The sequence below is a fragment of the Camelimonas sp. FR25 genome, assembly GCF_059740505.1.
Map to the genome: position 1 here is coordinate 1 of NZ_JCAWFG010000066.1, position 19,450 is coordinate 19,450.

Below are 19,450 nucleotides of genomic sequence, written 5' to 3' on the forward strand. Positions count from 1 at the left end.
GAACTGCATCGGCAAGCTCGTCGACATCTTCAAGCCCGATGAATGTGAGAACTACTTCGTTTCATGCGGATATGAGCCGGAATGATCGAAAAACGCTCTAGCGCCATTTTTCGTTTCAGGTGGAACAAACACCCTGCGTTAACCCTTCTGTCGACGGTCCGCACCGCGATGGGGGCGATGGCAGGGGGTAAAGAATGGGTTTGACGAGGAGGATCGGCGCGGGCGCCGTGGCTAACGGCTACGGCGGTGAGCGCCTTGTTGGTATTGTCGCCAGACATGGTCGTGGCCGGCAGCTGCTCACCGGGCGCCGGCGCGTTCACGGTCGCCTGCACGGGCGCAGCGGGCGATGGCGGCATGCCAGATCCAGCCTATCGCAGGGGCGGCTTCGGCCCGGATGCAGCTGACACCTTCCCTGAAAGCGGCTCTGTGTCGCTGACCATGGGCCCTGGCGCCGGGATTGATACGCGGGCAGATACAACCGTCGACAACGCGATCGCCATTTGGATGACGGGCGACGTCATCGCCAACCTTGCAGCCGGCTCCAGCCTTGGCGCGCATGGAACCGCCTTCCACGCCTACGGCGAGGGCGGAGTCAATGTCACAGCCGCCGGCTCCGTTCACAGCACCTATGGCGCCGCTTACGACCTGCGCTCCCATGGCGACCTCATCGCCAGCATCGGCGGCGATGTATATGGCGGGTCGAATGGCGTCTCCGCCGTGAAGACGGGCGCTGGCGTGCTCAACGTCGCGGTGTCTGACGGCGCCTCGATCATCACGGGGGCGGAAAACGCCGTCTATCCGTCCGGACCGTTCCCGGGGCCAGTGGCGATCGACACGCTCACCCTGGCCACCAATTTTCCCGTCGCCGTGTTCGCTGACCATGGCGGCGATGGCGACGCGACAGTGTCCATCGGCGCCAACGCCACTGTGGCGGGTTTCAATGGCGTTTCGGCCTATCTGTCCGGCACGGGCGTGCTGGACATCAGCACCGGCGCCGGCTCCATCGTCCGGGGTCATGGTCTGTCGGACGTGCCGGATAGCGCGCTTGCAGGCACAGGCTTTGGCATCTCTGGCTATGTGAGTAACCCCGCTGCAACGCTGCGCATGTCCACCGGCGACAATGCGCTGGTTGAGGGCGCGCAATATGGTCTCATCGCCCAGAATTACGGTGAGCAGGCGACCATTATTGAAACGGGCGCAGGGTCACAAACCCTGTCAGACCAGTTCGCCATCCTTGGCGCCGGCGGCGGCGTGTCGGCGTTCAACGCCACCCTGGGCGCTGGCAGCCGGACCATTGGCGGGGTCAGCGGCCTGATGGCGCTGGGCGGGAGCAATGGGCTTTCCGTCAACACTGGCGCTGGCAGTCTGGTTGAAGGCGGCTGGGCTGGCATGGTGATCAACGCCGTGGGCGACGCCAGCATTGTTACTGGCGCTGGCAGCACCGTGCGCGGCGCCGGCACGAACATGCCGATGGGCCTGCCATTCAGCTTCTATGTCCCGAATGACACGATCGGCTTGCCAGAGGGCAGTACATTCGGCTTTGGCATCGTCGCCATGGTCGGCTCGCAGCCGACGGACGGCTGGCGTAACGCGTCGATCACCACAGGCGCTGACAGTGTTGTTGAGGCGCGCGGCAATTATAACAACGCCATCCACGTCAATGGTGTGTTCGCCAATGGCGGCGCCGTGCAGGTGACGACAGGCGATCGTAGCCTGGTGGAAGGCGGCGCAGCTGGCATCGCCATGCCGCAGGGCATGGCCGCGGGCGCCGGCATCCAGGTCCAGGCGATCGGCGCCGGCCTCACCGCTGACGCCCCGCCGGTGGACGTCAGCATTGTCACCGGCGCAGGCAGCGTCACACGCGCCGGTCCCGTCGGCATCGCGGCTATGGCCCATGGCGGCTACGCGCCAGCCACCCTCAACATCACCACTGGCGCGGGCAGTATTGTGGAGGCCACCGCCGCCCCCATCACCCTGACCCAGGGTGATGAGACCTATATGACCGTGTCGCGGCTGCCGACCATGGGCATCGCCGCCTCCACCTATGGCGCTTTTGCAAGTTCGGTGCACGTCGCCACCGGTGAGAGCAGCATCGTGCGGGGCGCAAGCTTTGGCATCGCCGCCATGCCGGGCGTCTACAACGGACCAGGCGTCGCCAATCCTGGGGTGACGATCGACGTCGGCGCCAATTCCCAGGTGCTGGCCACGGGAGAAGGCCCGATGGCCTATGCCATCATGGAGGGGGTGCGCGGCGACATGGGCATCCTCGGCGAGGCCGCCGGCATGGCCGACCTGTCCGCGGGCATCCACGTCGGCTCGGTCCAGTTCAACGCGTTCATCGCGCAATATGCGCCGACTGGCGACCCGGACAACCCATATGATGTGCTGGCGATGGGGCCGGCGAAAGCCGCGCCGGTCAATATCACTACCGCCCCAGGCAGCCTGGTGCGCGGCGTCGGCAATGGCGTCTCCGTCGCCAGCTTTATCGTCGCGCAGGAAATGATCGCCCTGGATGGTGAGGGCAACATCGTCGACATCGCCTCGCCAGATGTTGTGCATCTGGAGCCGGTGATCGTGCCCTATGCCGGCATCGCCGGCGACGTCACCATCACGGTCAACGGAACCGCGAAAGGTGAGACGGCGCATGGCGTTTATGCGGCCCATGGCGGCAACGCCACGCTGACCACGGTCAATGTCGGCCCCACCGGCGTGGTTCAGGGCGCGATCGACGGCGTACACGTCGCTTCCGTCGATCCGGCCACCCAGCCGGAAATCGCCAGCCAATTGTTCTTCGGCCTGGATCAGAGCGCGGCTGAAGCTGTGATCAACAATGCGGGCGAAATACGCAATCTGTCTGGCGTCTCCTCCGACCGGGCCATCACCACCTCGCGCACCATGACGACCATCAACAATGCGGGGCTGGTCACCGGCGTGGTCAATCTGGATTCAGAGCGCGGCAACCGCTTCATCAACCGCTCTGGCGGCGTCTGGAACACGGCCAATGGCGTCAATGAGATGGGCGCCGCGCGCATGCTGAACAGCATCAGCAATGAGGCTGGCGCCAGCATTGTCGCGGCCGCCGACGCTGGCGTGACCGAGACCACGGTGTTCAATGGCCTCGGCGTGCTGGCCAACGCTGGCCTGATCACCATGCAGGACGGCGCCCCCGGCGACCGCGCCATCATCAATGGCGACTATGTGGGCCAGGGCGGCCGCGTGGCTCTGGATACCCATCTTGGGCCCGACGCCTCGCCGTCAGACCTGCTGCATGTCAGCGGCGCAACATCGGGCGCGTCGTTCTTGCAGGTGCGCAACGCGGGCGGCGCCGGCGCGCAAACCTTGGCTGACGGCATCAAGGTTGTGCAGGTCGACGGCGCCTCGAACGGCGTCTTCCGGCTCATCAGCGATTACAATATCGCCGGCCAGCCTGCCGTGGTCGCCGGCGCCTATGGCTACACGCTGTGGCAGAATGGCGTGACTGACCCGGCTGACGGCGACTGGTATCTGCGCTCACAACTGGCGCCGGTTGCGCCGACCCCTGAGCGTCATGTGATCACGCCGCTCTACCAGCCCGGCGCGCCGGTCTATGAAAGCTATCCGCAAACCTTACAGGCGCTCAACGGCTTGCCGACGCTGCATCAGCGGGTTGGCAACCGCTATTGGTCACAATTGGGCCTCGCGCCTGGCGAAACAGGCGTCAACGGCGCGGTGGCCCAGGGCAGCGGCGCGTGGGCGCGCGTTGAAGGCGTGCTGGAGCGGTGGCGGCCCGCCACCTCCACCACGGGCGCGCGCAGCAACGCCAGCGTGTTTTCCCTGCAGGCGGGCCTGGACGGATTGCTAACCTCTACGGCTGACGGCGTGCTGGTGGGCGGGCTTAACTACCGTTACGGCTCGGCCAATAACGACGTGTTCTCGCGTTTTGGCGACGGGCGCATCCGCACCACCGGCCATGGCGTCGGCGCCACCCTCACCTGGTACGGCTATAATGGCGTCTATGTCGACGCCCAGGCCCACGCCACCTGGTACAACAGCGATCTGACCTCGCTTCTCGCCGGTCGCCAGCTGGCGCGGGATAATGGCGGCTTTGGCTACGCGCTGTCGGTGGAAACCGGTCGCCGTATCCCGCTCAACGCACGCTGGGCGGTGACGCCCCAGGCGCAACTGGTCTGGTCGCATGTGAGCTTCGACAGTTTTGTCGATCCATTCCGCGCGCAGGTGAGCGCCGGGCGCGGCGACAACCTGTTGGCGCGCCTCGGCGTGGCGCTGGATGGCCGGGAAACCTGGCGCAATTCCCGCGGCATGATCAACCGCCTGCATATCTATGGCGTCGCCAATCTTTACTATGCCTTCGGCGACGGAACCCGGGTCGATGTGGCTGGCGTGAGCCTCACACAAAGACAAGACCGCTTGTGGGCCGGCATGGGTCTTGGCGGCTCCTACAATTGGGACGACGACCGCTATTCCCTCTATGCGGAAGGCTCGGCCAACACCAGCCTGGCCAGCTTCGGCCAGAGCTTCAACGCCAAGGGCACGCTCGGCTTCCGCATGCGTTTCTAGCGTTTATGCCAGAACCCGATGCGCCTTGCGCAACGGGTTCTGGTCCGGCCCGGCGGGCGCATTGTCGCCGGGCAGATGCTGGCAGCCTTGCGAACTCTGACGCGGCGCCTGGCCCCTGCTCGCCCCTGTCACAATAGCGCGGTCGGTCGCCGCCGCAGACTTGAGGGACGCAAATCTCTCCGATAAACGAAAGCTTGTGCACAGGCGTCCTGGGTGGTCGATGCTCTGGCGCTGACCCAGTTCTGCCGGATAATCTGGCAGATTCAGGTTTTGGACAGAATAAGGGGGCGGACGCATGCAGAGCAGACGCGGTTTTCTTGGCGCCATATTGGCGATTGCGGCCGGCGGCGCGCTGAATGTCATGGGCGGCGACGCTGCCGAAGCGCGCCCTGCCTCTCCGAGCCACCGCCCGCCGCCTGGCGCGCCGCCGCCGCCGCAACCAATGCGCGAGCGGGTTCCGCCCATTCGCCGGGGCTATGTCTGGGCCGCCGGCCATTGGGTCTGGGATGTTCGCCGCCGCACCTATGTCTGGGTTCCGGGCCGCCAGATCCGCCGCCGCCCCGGCCTGCGCTGGCGCCAGCCGCGCTGGGTGCGGCGCAATGGCCGCTGGGAACTGATCCCAGGCGCCTGGGTGCGCTGAACGTCTGATGACCAAACCCGACGCGCATGCCGCATCGGGTTCTTGTCGACCCAGGCGGCGATTGAGCATTTCCGGTCGCGGATGCGTCAGCAATTTCGCGGCCGGGTGTGGGCCGGTCACCGCGCACAGCAGGCGCCGGGCCATGGGCGATCGACTGGACCGCTCGTCACGCGCGGCTTGATAGCTGGCGCTCCGCCTGTCGCTTAATAGCGGAACGACCGCGCCAGCTGGTCCTGGATTGGCTTCACCACATAGGCCAGCGGCGTGCGCTCGCCGGTCTGGATGAAGGCCTCGGCGGGCATGCCGGGGGTCAGCTCCTTGCCGTTCAGGCGGTCAATTTCCGGGCGATCAAGGGCGATGCGGGCCGTGTAAAACGTCGCGCCGGTCTGCTGGTCAACGCTGGTGTCGGCCGAGACATGAACAAGTCGCCCCTTGAGATCCGGCGTGGTGGCGCTGTCGAAGGCCGGAAAGCGCAGGATCGCCGGCTGCCCGACATGCAGGCGATCGATCATCGTCGGCTCAACCCGCGCCTCGACCACCAGCCCCTCGGTTTCCGGCACGATCAGCATCACCTGCTCGGCCGGGCCGATCACGCCGCCGATGGTGTGCACGCTGCGCTGATGCACGAGGCCGTCCTGGGGCGCGCGCATGTCCACACGGGCCAGCTGGTCGCGCGCCGCAATCCGCCGCTCCGACAGATCGGCGATCTTGCCCTCCACGTCACGCAATTCGCCGGAGACCTCGCGCCGCAGGTCCTGGTCGATCTGTAGAATCTGCAATTCGATTTCGGCGATGCGACCCCGCGCCCGGGCCGTATCAGCAATCAAACTGCCCTCCTCACCGTCCAGCCGCGTCGCTTCGCGCTGCAAAGTGGTCAGGCGGGAGATCGCCACCAGATTCTGGGCGAACAGCTTTTCCACGCCCTGCAATTCCTCGCGGATAATCCGCGCCTGGCTGCGCACCGCCGCAATCTGGGCGTCGAGACCCGTGATCTCCTGACGCGACTGGGCGATGCGTTCGCGCAATTGCGAGCGCTGCACCTCGGCCGCCGCTTTGCGGCTGCGAAACAGCGTCTTCTCACCCGCCATCGCCTGGGCGACCGTCGCCTCCTCAGCCTGTTGCAGCAGCGCCTCAGGCATCTGCAGGTGTTGCACGCCGTCGCGCTCGGCGATCAGCCGGGCGCGGCGCGCCTGAAAGCGGTGCAATTCGATATCAATCAACGCAAGGCTGGCGCGGGCATGGGTATTGTCGAGGCGTAGCAGGATATCGCCCGCCTTGACCCGGTCGCCGTCACGCACATGGATTTCCGAGACGACGCCGCCGGACGGGTGCTGCACCTTGCGCACATTGCTTTCGACGACGATCCTGCCCGAGGCGATCACCGCGCCGGAGAATGGCGCTGTCGCCGCCCACAGCCCCACCGTGCCACACATGATGGCGATCGTCGCGAGGCCCCAGATCGTGGCGCGGCGGATGTCGCGGCGGGGATCGAGCCGCCCTCCCAGTTCAGGCTGCGCCGGTGCGTGAGTTGTGTCATTGCGTTCAGCCATGGGCCTCGACCTTGCTGATGGGGGCGGAAGGCGACGCGGCGCGCGATTTTGGTTGCGGCCTGTCAGGCTGGCCGGGCTGCGGCGCCGCCGCCAGGCCCTTGCGCAGCACCTCTTCCTTGGGGCCAAACGCCTGCACCTGACCGCCGCCGAGGATCATCACCAGGTCGACCCCGGCCAGCGCCGATGGGCGATGAGCGATGACCACCGCCACGCCGCCCCGCGCCCTCACCCCCATCAGCGCCGTCGCAAGGGCGGCGTCGCCATCGGCGTCGAGATTGGCGTTGGGCTCGTCCAGCACCACAAGGAACGGTTCGCGATACAAGGCGCGCGCCAGCGCGATGCGTTGCCGCTGGCCGCCGGACAGTCCGCCGCCGCCCTCCGCGATCTCCGTGCTGAAGCCCTGGGGTAGCCCCAGGATCATCTCATAGGCGCCCGCAGCCTTCGCCGCAGCCAGCACCGCGTCTTCGGTCATTGCAGGATCAAAGCGGGCGATATTGTCGGCGACCGTGCCGGCGAATAGCTGCACGTCCTGCGGCATGTAGCCGATCATTGCGCCACGCAGCTCATCTGGCCATTGGTCGAGGGTGGCGCCGTCAAGACGCAGCTCGCCGCGCGCCACGGGCCAGACGCCGACCAACGCCCGCGCCAGGGTGGATTTTCCGGAGGCGGACGGTCCGATCACCGCCAGCCCCTGGCCCGCCTGCAGGCTGAAGCTGACATCCTTGAGCACCGGTAGCGGCGCGCCGGGCGCGGCGACGAATGCATGGTTCAACGTCACGCTGGAGACGGGGCGCTCTGGCGCCACCGCAGGTTGCGGCTCAGGCTGCGACAGCGCTGCGCCAAGCCGCGCCCATGCCTGACGGGCGCCGATGAACGGCCGCCAGTTGCCGATCGCCAGCTCGACCGGCGCCAGCGCCCGGCTGCTGAGCACCGAAGCGGCGATCATCACGCCGGACGAGGCCTGATCATTCATCACCAGCCAGGCGCCGACGCCAAGCATTGCTGACTGCAGCATGAAGCGGATGACCCGCGACAGGGCGCCGAGGCCGCCGGTGATATCCGCAGCATGGAGATTGGCGCCGATAAAGCGGTCATTGACCCGCTCATACAGCGCGGTGATGCGTTGCATCATGCCCAGCGCCACCACGGTTTCAGCGTTGCGGCGGGCGCCTTCGAGCATGGTGGCGCGCTCACCCCCGGCGCGCGCGGCGTCCAGCCCTGGGCGCCGTGACAACAGTTCGGTCAATAGCGCCAGGGCGATCAGGATCACCGCGCCGCCGACCAGCGTCCAGCCCAGCAGCGGATGCAGCACAAAGCACAGGCCGCCATACAGCGGGATCCATGGCAGATCAAAGAAGGTGGTGGGCCCAAGACCGGAGAGGAAGCCGCGCACGCTGTCCAGATCGCGTTGCAACTGGCCGGCGCCTGGCGCCTGGCGCAATTGCGCGTCAAGGCTGGCGGCGATCACCGGCCCGCCGAGCTGGCGGTCGAGCTCCACGCCAATACGGCTGAGGATGCGCTGGCGCAGCCAGTCAAAGGCGCCGAGCAGGATATAGAGCGTGGCTACAATTAGCGACAGCGCCACCAGCGTCGGCAGGCTGCGCGACGGCAGCACCCGGTCATAGACCAGCAACATATACATCGAGCCGGTCAGCATCAGCACATTCACCAGGGCGGAGAACAACGCCACGGCCAGAAGGGCGGCGCGGCAGGAGGCCAGCGCCGTGGCGGCTGGCGTCTGCGGCGACGGGGAAAACGCTTGTAACAACACAGTCTGATCCGTCCGCTGCTATGTGGCGCGCAAGATCTGCGCGAGGCGATGCCCCGGCGCCTAAAGACCTTGTGCGTAACCAGGATGACGGCAGCGCGTATTTGCCGGTCGCGCCAGCTCACGACGGCGTGCGCCGCACATGACAATCGCAGTTAAAAAACCTTCAACCGACCGTCATGCGTTTCCGGCACTGAAAGGGCCGATTTATTTCTGCGACAGGCGTCGGCGACCAACGGAGACGCATCGCAGCATTCAGGACAATGACTGAAGGGATTGGCGCGATGGCGATGGCTGCGGATGGGACCGGACTGGTCGGATATATGGCCGATGGCGGCGATGGCGTGGTGTTCTCGGTGCTGGAGCCGGTGTTGGCTGGCTCGGTGATCCAGTTCAGCCGGGAGGATGCGGTGGGCGCCGCAGCCAATTGGAACTGGACGGCGGACGCCGATCTTGCGCCCGGCGTGCGCTATCACGCCCGGCCCTCCGGCCTCGTCAGTGAAGCGGAGGCCACGCTGGTGGTGAAGGTCGCGCCGGCGCAGGGCCCGGCCACTGATGGCGCAATGTCCGAGCCCGAGGCGCCTGTGGCGGTGAGCAAGCTGCGTAGCGCGTCCCCGCAAGAAGATGACGGCGTGGCGCAGGTGGTCGGTGGCGGCGGAGGCGCAAGCCAGGCCGCCTCCCGGAGCAATGCCGTGGACACAATGTCGCTGGCCATGGACGAGGTGACGGCGAAAGTCGCGCCAGGCGACGGCAATCCCAATCTGGACGATCCCGACCTCATCGATGCTGGCGAGAGCGACAAGGCGCCGTCAGTCCCCGTCGCATTTAGCGACGCCGATGACGTGCTGGACAACGCAGCGCTGCTGGAAGATGGCGTCGCCATGCTCGGCGGCGACGACGAACTGATCAATTCCGGAACCATCATCGGCGCGCATGGCGTGGCGATCGACATGGGCGATGGCGACGACCGCGTGTTGCTGCAGACCGGCTCGCGCATCTATGGCGACATCCTGCTCGGCGCTGGCGATGATGAGCTTGAAGCCCGCGACGTCACCGCCTCGCTTACCATTGACGCCGGCGACGGCAATGATCTGGTGCGCGCCGGCGTTGGCGACGATGATGTCAGCGGCGGCGACGGCGACGATGTGCTCGACGGCGGCGCAGGCGATGATTTGCTGCGCGGCGGGGCCGGCAACGACCAGCTTCTGGGCGGGGACGGCGACGATCTGCTGTATGGCGGGGCTGGCGATGACATTCTGTCGGGTGGCGCAGGCGATGACCTGCTGGATGGCGGCGACGGCGACGATCGGCTGAACATCGGCGCCGGCGACACCGCTTTGGGTGGCGCGGGCGACGACAGCTTCATCGTCACTGCCGGCGACAGCGCCCGGCTGACGATCAATGGCGGCGCGGGCGATGACAGCGTGCGCCTTGGCGGCGCAGGCGCGGGCCAGTTGGCGGCGACGAGCGGGGTCGAGAACCTCGTGGTCAGCGGCGGCGCCTGGTCGGTGGCGCAGAGCCAGAATTACAGCCGCATCAGCATTGGCGATGGCGCCAGCATCACCTCCGCCATCACCCTGGATCAGGCCGATGTGCTCGACATCGCCACAGGCGGCGCGCTCGCTGTCGCCCAGGGGGCGATCATTTGGGCTGGCGCAAGCGACAGCAACGGCGCCAGCGTCATCAACAATTCCGGCGCCATCACCGGCGCGGCCGCCGCCCCGGTGCTCGCAGTCACCGCCGGGGCGACGGGCGCTCTGGTCATCAACAATCACGCCGGCGCCGCCATCACGGGCCAGTTGTCGCCAACAGCGGCGGCGGCGAACGGCGCAACCATCACCATCAACAACGCCGGCGTCATCGAGGCGAGCGGACGGGTGATGGATTTCCGGAAATTCGACGCCAATGGCGCGACGGCTATCATCAATAATCTGGCTGGCGGCGTCATCACCCAACACGGCGACAACACGGACGTGCTTCGCCCTGGCCAGAATGGCGTCGTCAACAATTGGGGCACGATCACCACGGACGCCAGCTTTGCCGGCGGCGGCGACCTGATTGATTTCCAGAGCGATACGGGCGGCAAGGTCAACAATTACGCCGGCGGCGTCCTCGACGGCGCCAAACATGCGGTCACCGGCGACCGCGCGGTCACCGTGGTCAATCATGGCGTGATGATCGGCCGCAACGGCTCAGCGGTGAATATCGATAATGATGGCAGCGACGCCGAGCGCGTCTCCATCAGCAATTACGGCGTGATGCAGGGTCGCTCCGCCGGCCTTGATGACAGCGATGGCGACGCCATCGACGTGGATGGGCAGCTGTATCTGCTGAATTACGGCAAGGTGGAAGGCCTCGGCGCCAATGGGGCGCATGATGGCGAGCCCAATGTGTCGGAAGCCATCGCCTTTAGCGGCGGCACGATCGTCAATGATGGCGAGATCATCGGCTATGGCCGTGGCGTGCAGGTCGACAATTCAGGCAACCAGCAGGCCCCGGCGGCGACTCTGATCGTCAATCGCGGTTTGATTGAAGGTCAGGGCCATGGACCGGCGGGCGTGCCCGCTGAAGACGCGGCGCGGTTTGGTCTGCGCGGCAATGAAGCGATCAATCTGATCGGCGACCACGACGACGAGATCATCAATGTCAGCACAGGCCGGATCATTGGCGGCGTCGCCATGGGCGGCGGCAACGACCGGTTCGGCAATTCGGGCCTCGTCACCGCCACCGGCGGCGCCGCCATCGACATGGGCGATGGCGATGACCACCTGACGCTGTATGTCGGCGCCCGGGTGGAGGGCAAAATCCTGCTCGGCGCGGGCCATGATCTGGTGACGGGCTCCGCCTATGACGCCGGCTTTGACATCGACGCGGGCGACGGCGACGACCAGATCTACATCGGCGATGGCGACGACCGCATCGACGGCGGCGCGGGCGATGACGTCATCTACAGCGGCGGCGGCGCGGATTTCATCCAGGGCGGAGCCGGCGCTGACCGGCTGTTCGGCGAGGCTGGCGACGATGTGATCTACGGCGGCGCCGGCGACGATCACATCAATGGCGGCGCGGGCGACGACGAGATTTTCGCTGGCGACGGCGATGACCTGATCATCACCAGCGACGGTCGTGACCGCATTGATGGCGGCGCAGGCTTTGACACCCTCGACCTCTCCGCGGCGACCGGCCCGATGCGCGTCGACATGGCCGCCGGCATCGCCTCTGGCGCCGGCATCGGCCTGCAGCAATTTACCGGCGTCGAGAACATCAGCTTTGGCGACGGCGGCGTGCATGTCACCGGCGGCTCGGGCGATGACCGCTTCACCGCTGGCGCAGGCGATGATGTGCTGATTGGCGGCTCCGGCGACGATGTCCTCGCTGGCGGCGATGGCGCCGATGACCTGCGCGGCGGCTCCGGCGATGACCAACTCGACGGCGGCGCCGGCGACGACGTGCTGGCCGGTGGCTCGGGCGACGATGTCCTCGCTGGCGGGCGCGGCGATGATGTGCTGGCCGGCGGCTCGGGCGCGGACTGGCTCGACGGCGGCTTCGGCGACGACATGCTCAGCGGCGGCTCAGGCGCCGACGCCTTCGTGTTCGCGCGCGGCTATGGCAAGGATGTCGTCAGCGATTTCTCCAGCGTCGATGGCGACGTCATCGCTTTCTTCGCCGACATCGCCAGCGACTTCGACAGCCTGATGGGCAACGCCGCCCAGCTGGGCGATGACGTGGTGTTCAGCTTTGCCGCCGGCGATACGCTGACCCTGAGCAATGTCAGCCTGAACACGCTGCAAGCAGACGATTTCCGCTTCGTCTGACGGGTGAACGAGCGGGAGCGTGATGGCGCCGCCCTGACACGCCTCCTACCAGCACCCGATGAGCTTGACTCATCGGGCGCTGGTCAAGCCCGTGCGGCGACTGAGCATGCCAGGTTGCGGATGCGTCAGCATCTTCGCGGCCTGGCGTCAGGCTCTCAACCCGGATTGGCCGATGCCACTGCGCGTGCGCGCCGCTGCATTGCGTGGCGTCAAAGGCCGAAGCGGTCATGGCCGTCGTGCTGGGTGCGACCAGCCTCCAGCCGGTCGCAAACGTCGCGCGCCGCATCGAGAAACGCCCGGATCAGCGGCGAACGGACCAGATCGCGCGGACAGGCGACGAATTCATCAAAACCCGGCGCCGGCGCCTCAAGCGGTACGAACACCGTGCGCGGATCGTGGCCGGCTTCCGAGCGCAGCACTGGCGCGAGGCCAAAGCCGCAGGCCACCGCCTCCTTGGTCGCCTCGCGGCTTTCCACATCAATCAACGCCGGCAGGGGCAAATCCGTCGCCTGCAGGGCGCTGAGAAAGGTGCTGCGGGTCACCGAGCCCTGCTCGCGGATAATCAGCGTCTCCTGCGTCAGGGCGCTCATCGCCACCGCCTCCTGGGTGGCGAAGCGATGCTGACGCGGCGCCAAAAGCCCAATTTCGTCGCGGCGCAGTAACTGGATATGGAACTTGCTGTCGCCGGCCTTGAGATCGGCCATGATGCCAATGTCGATGTCATATTTCATCAAAGCGTCGAAGATTGCGCTGGAATTTCCTGTACGTAAGGAGAATGTCACGTCGGGATGACGCAGGCGTAGCTCCTGCAGGATCGGCAACGCCTGATAGGGGCCGACCGCGCCAATGCGCAGCCGCCCCTGGCTCAGGTTCTTGTGGCCAATCAACAATTCCCGCGCTTCTTCCTGCGCCGCGTAAATCCGTTCGGTGATGGCCATCAGATGCAGGCCGAAATCGGTCAGCTCGATCTTGCGACCGACCCTGCGAAACAGCTGGACGCCATAACCTTCCTCAAGAATTTTGATCTGCGTCGAGACGGTTGGCTGGCTAATGCCAAGTCGCGCGGCGGCCCGCGTAATGCTTTGTTCCTGCGCCGCTACGTGAAAGCAGCGAAGTTGGGCGTCATTCATCAGCCGGCTACCTTGTAGCTGGCCCAGCTATGACTCGCATTGGCGGTTTCAATTGGATGAACCCCGGGCTGATCTTCATAACCAGCAGGCCCGCCCGTTTCTGTTATGAAGAGAGTGCCGGACATGAAATACCTCAACCCCATCAACGACCAGTTGCTGCGCCTTGGCGTCGACGCCACGAAGCATATTGATCTCAAAGCGGCTTTTGGCGACAGCTATACGACATTCACGCTTGAGAGCAGCGATGGCAGCGCCATCGACGCCAGCATTGTCGATGGCGTGCTGACCGTCAGCGCGCATGACCTCGGCTATACGGATCTGGTGATCACCGCCGCGACCGACAGCGGCGCCGTCATCACCGACAATGTCCGCATCAACGCCGCCGGCGCCAATGCCTTCACCATCGCCGCCTTGCCGGACACCCAGAACTACACGTCGAACCCGGCGCTCAACTATATTTTCGGCGACATGACCGAATGGCTGTCGCGCAACGCCGACAGCCTGAACATTGATTTCGTCATTGGTCTGGGCGACGTCACCGACAATAACAACGCCGCGCAATGGGCTATCGCCGAAGCCGCGCTGCGCAAGCTCGATGGCCAGATCCCCTACTCAATCCTGCCTGGCAATCACGACCAGGCCGCCGGCGGCTCCGCCGCCAACCACAGCACGGATTTCCTCGACACCATCTTCTCGCCTAAGGCCCAGGCCGCGACCAATCCCGACACGTTCGGCGGCGTTTATGACCGGGAGCCCGATCGGTCGGCCAACACTTACCATACCTTCAGCGCCCCCGACGGGACGAAGTGGATGGTGCTGAGCCTCGAGTTTGCGCCGCGCGACGACGTGTTGCGCTGGGCTGGCGAGGTGATCGGCGCGCATCAGGACCACCGCGTCATCCTCGCCTCGCATACGCTGACCAATTACGCCAGCCGCTCCGACCCGATGGCCGGCACAATCGGCGCCGCGCCGGTGCAGGGCTATGGCGTCGCCAATTCGCCCGAGGGCGTCAATGACGGCGAAAACGTCTATCGCCTGCTGACCAGCCAGTATCCGAATGTGGTGATGACGCTGTCGGGCCATGTGCTTGGCGACGCAGCTGAGACCAATGTCAGCTACTCGCAGTTCGGCAATCCCGTCCTCGAAATGTTCGCGGACTATCAGGGCGGTTCCTCAACGGAAATCGTCACCCGTGGCGGCGAAGGCGCCATTCGGCTGCTAACCATCGACCCGGACAATGGCCGGATCTTCACCTCGACCTATTTCACCGACCGCGACGAATACATGGTCGGCTACCGCGACAAGCCGGAACTCGACCGTGACGGCCTCACCGGCCCGTACCGCGACCACCAGCAGGAATTCACCGGCCTCGCGTTGGGCACGCCGGAACAATTCGCCGTCGCCCGCGCCGGCAAGGACCTGTTCCTAGACGCCGAAGCCGGCGCCGACAGCGTCATCGTCGCCCTCGACGCCAGCGCCTCCCTGAACAGCGCCAGCGCCATCGCCTTTGAATGGCGCGACGCCGACGGTCGCCTCATCGCCACGACGGCGCAAGCCAGCATCGACCTCGGCGCCGGCAAGCATCGCCTGACCCTCAGCGTCACCGACGCCAGCGGCAAGGTCTCCACCGACGAAAAGCTCGTCATGGTGCGCGATGAGAACACGCTTCTCATTGACAATTTCAATGATGGCGACGCCGCTGGCTGGTCGCGTCCGCCGGCCCCGCCGACGCCCGATCTTGCTGATCGCATCGCCTTCGGCGCGCCGGCCGACTTCGGCCTGCCTGATGGCCCGGACGCCGCCATGGCTTTTCCGGCGCTGGCGCCGACTACCGAAGGTTTCCATATCCGCCCCGACTTTGCGACCACCGGGCCACTCAAGAGCTATACCTTGGCGATGGAAGTGCTGGTCTCGTCGCAATACGCTGGCAAATGGTTCGCCTTGCTGCAGACCGACCCGGCCCAGTCCTCCAGCAATGACGCCGACTTTCTGATCAACAAGGCCGGCGGCGTCGGCATCAGCGGCGATTACAAGGGCGCCTTCCAGTACGACCAGTGGCAGCGCATCGTCGTCACCCTGCAGGATCTGGGCAATGGCACGTCGACGATGGCGCGCTATATTGATGGTGAATTCGTCGGTTCACTCAATCTGCCGACATCCCGTTTCCAGATCGACCCCGACAAGGGCTTCGCGATCTTCTCGGACAACGCGCCGAACGGAAGCGATCTGCAGACCCAGCCCGGCTATGTCGGCGGCGTCATGCTCACTGACCGCGCCATGAGCGCGGCGGAAGTCGCGGCGCTTGGCGGCACGTCGGCGGGCGGCATCCTCGCCAGCGCGCCGACCACCGGCAATACCCTCCAGTTCAACTTCACTGGCGCCGAGCCGTTGGCGCCGTCGCTGGGCGATGGCGCCTTCAACATCAATGAATACGCCAGCATCCATGACGCCACCCACTTCGGCACGGCGGCGGAGCTTGGCATTCCCGCGCTGTCCGGCGACGCCAGTGACAGCGTCATGGCCTTCCCGGCCGTGGGCCCTGATGAAGGCTACCTCGTCAGGCCTGGCTTTGCCCCGGCTGACGGCAAGCCGCTGACCACTTACTCCATCGTCTGGGACATTTACGCGCCAGGCGCCGTCAATCACTGGATGGCGCTGTTGCAAACCGATCCCACCAATCGCAGCGACGCCGACTTCCTGATCAATATGGACGCCGGCATCGGCATCAGCGGCAATTACACGGGCAAATTCGACGCCAGCCAGTGGCAGCGGGTGGGCCTTACCGTCAAGGACAATGGCGATGGCACGGTGACCCTGAGCAAGTATTTGCAAGGTCAGCTGGTTGGGGAACAGAAGATGGATGCCAGCCGCTATGCCATTGATCCGCAGAAGGGCTTCCTGATCTTCTCCGATGAGGGCCATTTCCAGTGGAACTTTGAAACGCTCGACGGCTATGTCAGCAGCGTGTTCTTCACCGACGCAGCCCTGACCACCCAGCAGATGACGGAACTCGGCGGCGCCAGCGCCGGCGGCGTCATGCAGGCCGCCGACGTCGATCCGGCCCACGCGGTGCAGTTTGACTTCAATAAGGGCGCGCTTGCGCCGAGCTTTGGCGCCGGCACGCTAAGCCTGTGGGACAACAGCACGCTTGTCGATCTCGACGGCTGGAAGGTTCAGGGCACGGCCAACGCGCCGGGCGCTGACGGGGTCAATGGCGAAGGCGCCCTGCATGATCGCAGCGACGCCGCTGGCAAACATCTGGTCTGGGACAACGCCGACGCCCGCCAGTGGAGCAACTACATCTATGACGTGACTCTGAAGTCGACCGACAATGACGACATCGGCGTGCTGTTCTACTACCAGGACGCGGCCAATCACTATCGCTTCGTCATGGATAATGAGGCGGTGTCCCGCAAGCTGATCAAGGTCAGTGACGGCCTCGAGACGGTGTTGGCGCAGACCTCCGCCGGCTACCGCTTCAACGACGACCTCGACCTGCGCGTCGTCGTCTCCGGCGACAAGATCGACATCATCCTCGACGGTCGCAGCGTCTTTGACGGCCCGGTCAGCGACGCCACGCCGCTCAATGGCGGCACGATCGGCGTCTACTCGGGCGAGCAGAAGAGCTCGATCTTCGATGACGTGATGGTCAATCGCCAGAGCCTCACTGCGCACGGCGAAAGCGCCCTGCGGGTCATCGCTGAGGACGGCGCCGACAGCGCCATGGTTGAACTCACCGCGCGCTCCTCCTTCGGTCCGGACGACATCGTAGCCTGGCGCTGGCTGGTGGATGGCGAGGTGGTCGCCACCACGGCGGAAGCGGCCATCGAACTCGGCGCCGGCGCGCGCGACGTGGTGCTGGAAGTCACTGACAGCACCGGCAAGACGGCGACGGACATTGTCCATGTCACCGTGGCCGGCGCACGCGACGTGCTGGCCCGCAACGGCTTCAATGGCGATGCGCTCGGCTCGGCCTGGTCGATCCTCGACGAGGGCGATATTGAGGGGCCTTCTGACTGGGTGATCCAGGATGGCCGGCTGTTCCAGAACTCCAACATCTACAGCAAGCAGCTCACCGCTGGCGGCCCGAGCAACCCGGACGACTGGCAGAAGGGCTGGAGCCCGCTTGGCGACGGCAATTTCATGCTGCGCAAGGGCACGATCGCGGTCTACGACGGCGACAATAACAGCGCCCACGACTGGAAGGATTACTCGATCGACGTCTCGTTCCGCACCCCGGACGATGATGGCCTCGGCGTGGTGTTCTACTACCAGGCCCCCAACAATTACTACAAGCTCGAACTGAACCACCAGTACAATGTCTGGACCCTGCTGCGCATGCAGGACGGCATTGAGGAGCAGCTGGGGCAGGCGTGGAACAAATACGCCCTCAACCAGGACACCCACCTGCGCGTCGACATTGTCGACAACCAGATCATGGCCTGGATCGATGACGAGGCCCTGTTCCCGTACCCGATCGAGGACCGTGGCCTGAGCCATGGCGCTTTTGGTCTTTACTCATGGGGCAGCAAGGGCGTCAGCTTCGACGACGTCACGGTGGTCTCACTGGCCAACCGCAGCCAGATCTCCGGCACGGACGGCGACGACGTGCTCAGCGGCACGGCGGGCGACGACATCATCCTGGCAGGCGCTGGCGATGACATCGTAGCGGCTGGCGCAGGCGACGACGAGATCGACGGCGGCTCAGGCGATAACCGCCTTGACGGCGGCGACGGCGATGACCTGATCCGTGGCGGCGCCGGCGACGATGAACTCATCGGCGGCGCAGGCGGCGACCTGCTGGCCGGCGGCGCGGGCGATGATCTGCTCGATGGCGGCGACGGCGTCGACACCGTGTCCTACGCCGATGATACCAACGGCGTTGAGGTCAACCTCGCCACTGGCGAAGCTTCCGGTGATGAAGCTGGCTTGGATGCACTGGTCAGCATCGAAAACATCATCGGCGGCGCGGGCGATGACATCCTGATCGGCGACGCCAACGCCAACCGCATTGAGGGCGGCGCGGGCGACGATGTGATCCGGGCGGGCGCCGGCGATGACCTGATCATCGCCGGAGCTGGCGATGACCAGGTCGATGGCGGCGCGGGTTACGACACCCTCGATCTGTCGGCTGCGACGGCTCCGGTTCAGGTGGACTTCGCCGCTGGCAAGGCGAGCGGCGCTGGCATCGGCGTGCAGAGCTTCACCAATATCGAAAAGCTGCAATTTGGCGCAGCCGATGATGTGGCGACCGGTGGCTCGGGCAAGGAGACCCTTGCGGGCGGGGCTGGCGATGATGTGCTCAACGGCGGCGCCGGCGACGACGTGCTGTGGGGCGAGGCCGGCGACGACCAGCTCGACGGCGGCTCGGGCGCCGACCATTTGCTCGGCGGCGCAGGTCAGGACGTGATCCGCGGCGGTTCGGGCGATGATCTGATCGAGGCCGGCGCTGGCAATGACAGCGTCAACGGCGGCTCGGGCGCGGACCGCATCATCGGCGGCGCGGGCGATGACGTGCTCACCGGTGGTTCCGGCAATGACGTCTTCGTCTTCGCGGCCAATTTCGGCCACGACCGCATCACCGATTTCCGCAGCAGCGGCGGCTCTGCTGACGTCCTCGAGTTCGCCGCCGATATCTTCGCCGACTATGACGCGGCGATGGCGGCCGCGACGCAGCAGGGCGCCGATACGGTGATCACCGTCGACGCTGATCACAGCGTCACCCTCACCGGCGTCCAGATCGCCTCCCTCCAGGCCGACGACTTCCGCTTCGTCTGACCAGGGGCTCGCAACGATCTGTCGCACGACAACCCGACAGGGCCCCGGCAATGGGGCCCTGTCTGCCTTTTTCTGGCGCGCGCGCCAGGCGCTTCCGGCCACCTGACGCCAGACCCCGATGAACACAACTCATCGCGATCTGGTCAAGCCCGTGCGGCGCCTGAGCATTTCAGGTCGCGGATGCGTTAGCATCTTCGCGGCCTGGTATGATG

Annotated in this window: 7 protein-coding genes; 4 read left to right on the plus strand and 3 right to left on the minus strand. The window is 65.7% G+C overall.

All coding sequences use genetic code 11. The features are described 5' to 3' along the window. Nucleotides 1–246: 246 nt before the first annotated feature. Both AC6A67_RS07545 and AC6A67_RS07550 read left to right on the plus strand, forming a co-directional pair. The gene (locus AC6A67_RS07545) at nucleotides 247–4,557 is read left to right on the plus strand and encodes an autotransporter outer membrane beta-barrel domain-containing protein (protein ID WP_498035934.1); all 4,311 of its coding nucleotides are present in this window, start codon (nucleotides 247–249) and stop codon (nucleotides 4,555–4,557) included. A 295-nt stretch (nucleotides 4,558–4,852) separates the two neighbouring features. Further along, nucleotides 4,853–5,197: a hypothetical protein gene (locus AC6A67_RS07550; protein ID WP_498035935.1), complete on the plus strand. Its 345-nt coding sequence runs from the start codon at nucleotides 4,853–4,855 to the stop codon at nucleotides 5,195–5,197. A gap of 203 nt (nucleotides 5,198–5,400) precedes the next feature. On the opposite strand, the gene AC6A67_RS07555 is transcribed toward AC6A67_RS07550, so the two are convergent. Together AC6A67_RS07555 and AC6A67_RS07560 are read right to left on the minus strand one after the other, a co-directional pair. Beyond that, nucleotides 5,401–6,747, minus strand: coding sequence for an HlyD family type I secretion periplasmic adaptor subunit (locus tag AC6A67_RS07555; protein WP_498035936.1), 1,347 nt, complete (start codon nucleotides 6,745–6,747; stop codon nucleotides 5,401–5,403). Then, nucleotides 6,740–8,518: a type I secretion system permease/ATPase gene (locus AC6A67_RS07560; protein ID WP_498035937.1), complete on the minus strand. Its 1,779-nt coding sequence runs from the start codon at nucleotides 8,516–8,518 to the stop codon at nucleotides 6,740–6,742. Before AC6A67_RS07560 ends, AC6A67_RS07555 begins: the two co-directional genes overlap by 8 nt. A 281-nt stretch (nucleotides 8,519–8,799) precedes the next feature. Between AC6A67_RS07560 and AC6A67_RS07565 the strand changes: the two genes are divergently transcribed. Further along, nucleotides 8,800–12,330 carry a hypothetical protein gene (locus AC6A67_RS07565; protein WP_498035938.1) on the plus strand — a complete coding sequence of 1,177 codons (3,531 nt, stop codon included), beginning with the start codon at nucleotides 8,800–8,802 and terminating at the stop codon, nucleotides 12,328–12,330. Nucleotides 12,331–12,539: 209 nt separating this feature from the next. Here the strand turns inward: AC6A67_RS07565 and AC6A67_RS07570 are convergent, their stop codons facing one another. Further along, a complete protein-coding gene (locus AC6A67_RS07570) occupies nucleotides 12,540–13,460 on the minus strand; it encodes a LysR substrate-binding domain-containing protein (RefSeq protein WP_498035939.1) in 921 nt (306 codons plus the stop codon). A gap of 123 nt (nucleotides 13,461–13,583) precedes the next feature. Between AC6A67_RS07570 and AC6A67_RS07575 the strand changes: the two genes are divergently transcribed. After that, nucleotides 13,584–19,238: a 3-keto-alpha-glucoside-1,2-lyase-like domain-containing protein gene (locus AC6A67_RS07575; protein WP_498035940.1), complete on the plus strand. Its 5,655-nt coding sequence runs from the start codon at nucleotides 13,584–13,586 to the stop codon at nucleotides 19,236–19,238. The last annotated feature ends 212 nt before the right edge of the window (nucleotides 19,239–19,450 follow it).

Bases quoted from the DNA above. Each gene is read 5' to 3' on its own strand.
- AC6A67_RS07570 (WP_498035939.1), bottom strand. From the start codon at position 13,460: ATGAATGACGCCCAACTTCGCTGCTTTCACGTAGCGGCGCAGGAACAA.
- AC6A67_RS07555 (WP_498035936.1), bottom strand. From the start codon at position 6,747: ATGGCTGAACGCAATGACACAACTCACGCACCGGCGCAGCCTGAACTG.
- AC6A67_RS07575 (WP_498035940.1), top strand. From the start codon at position 13,584: ATGAAATACCTCAACCCCATCAACGACCAGTTGCTGCGCCTTGGCGTC.
- AC6A67_RS07550 (WP_498035935.1), top strand. From the start codon at position 4,853: ATGCAGAGCAGACGCGGTTTTCTTGGCGCCATATTGGCGATTGCGGCC.
- AC6A67_RS07565 (WP_498035938.1), top strand. From the start codon at position 8,800: ATGGCGATGGCTGCGGATGGGACCGGACTGGTCGGATATATGGCCGAT.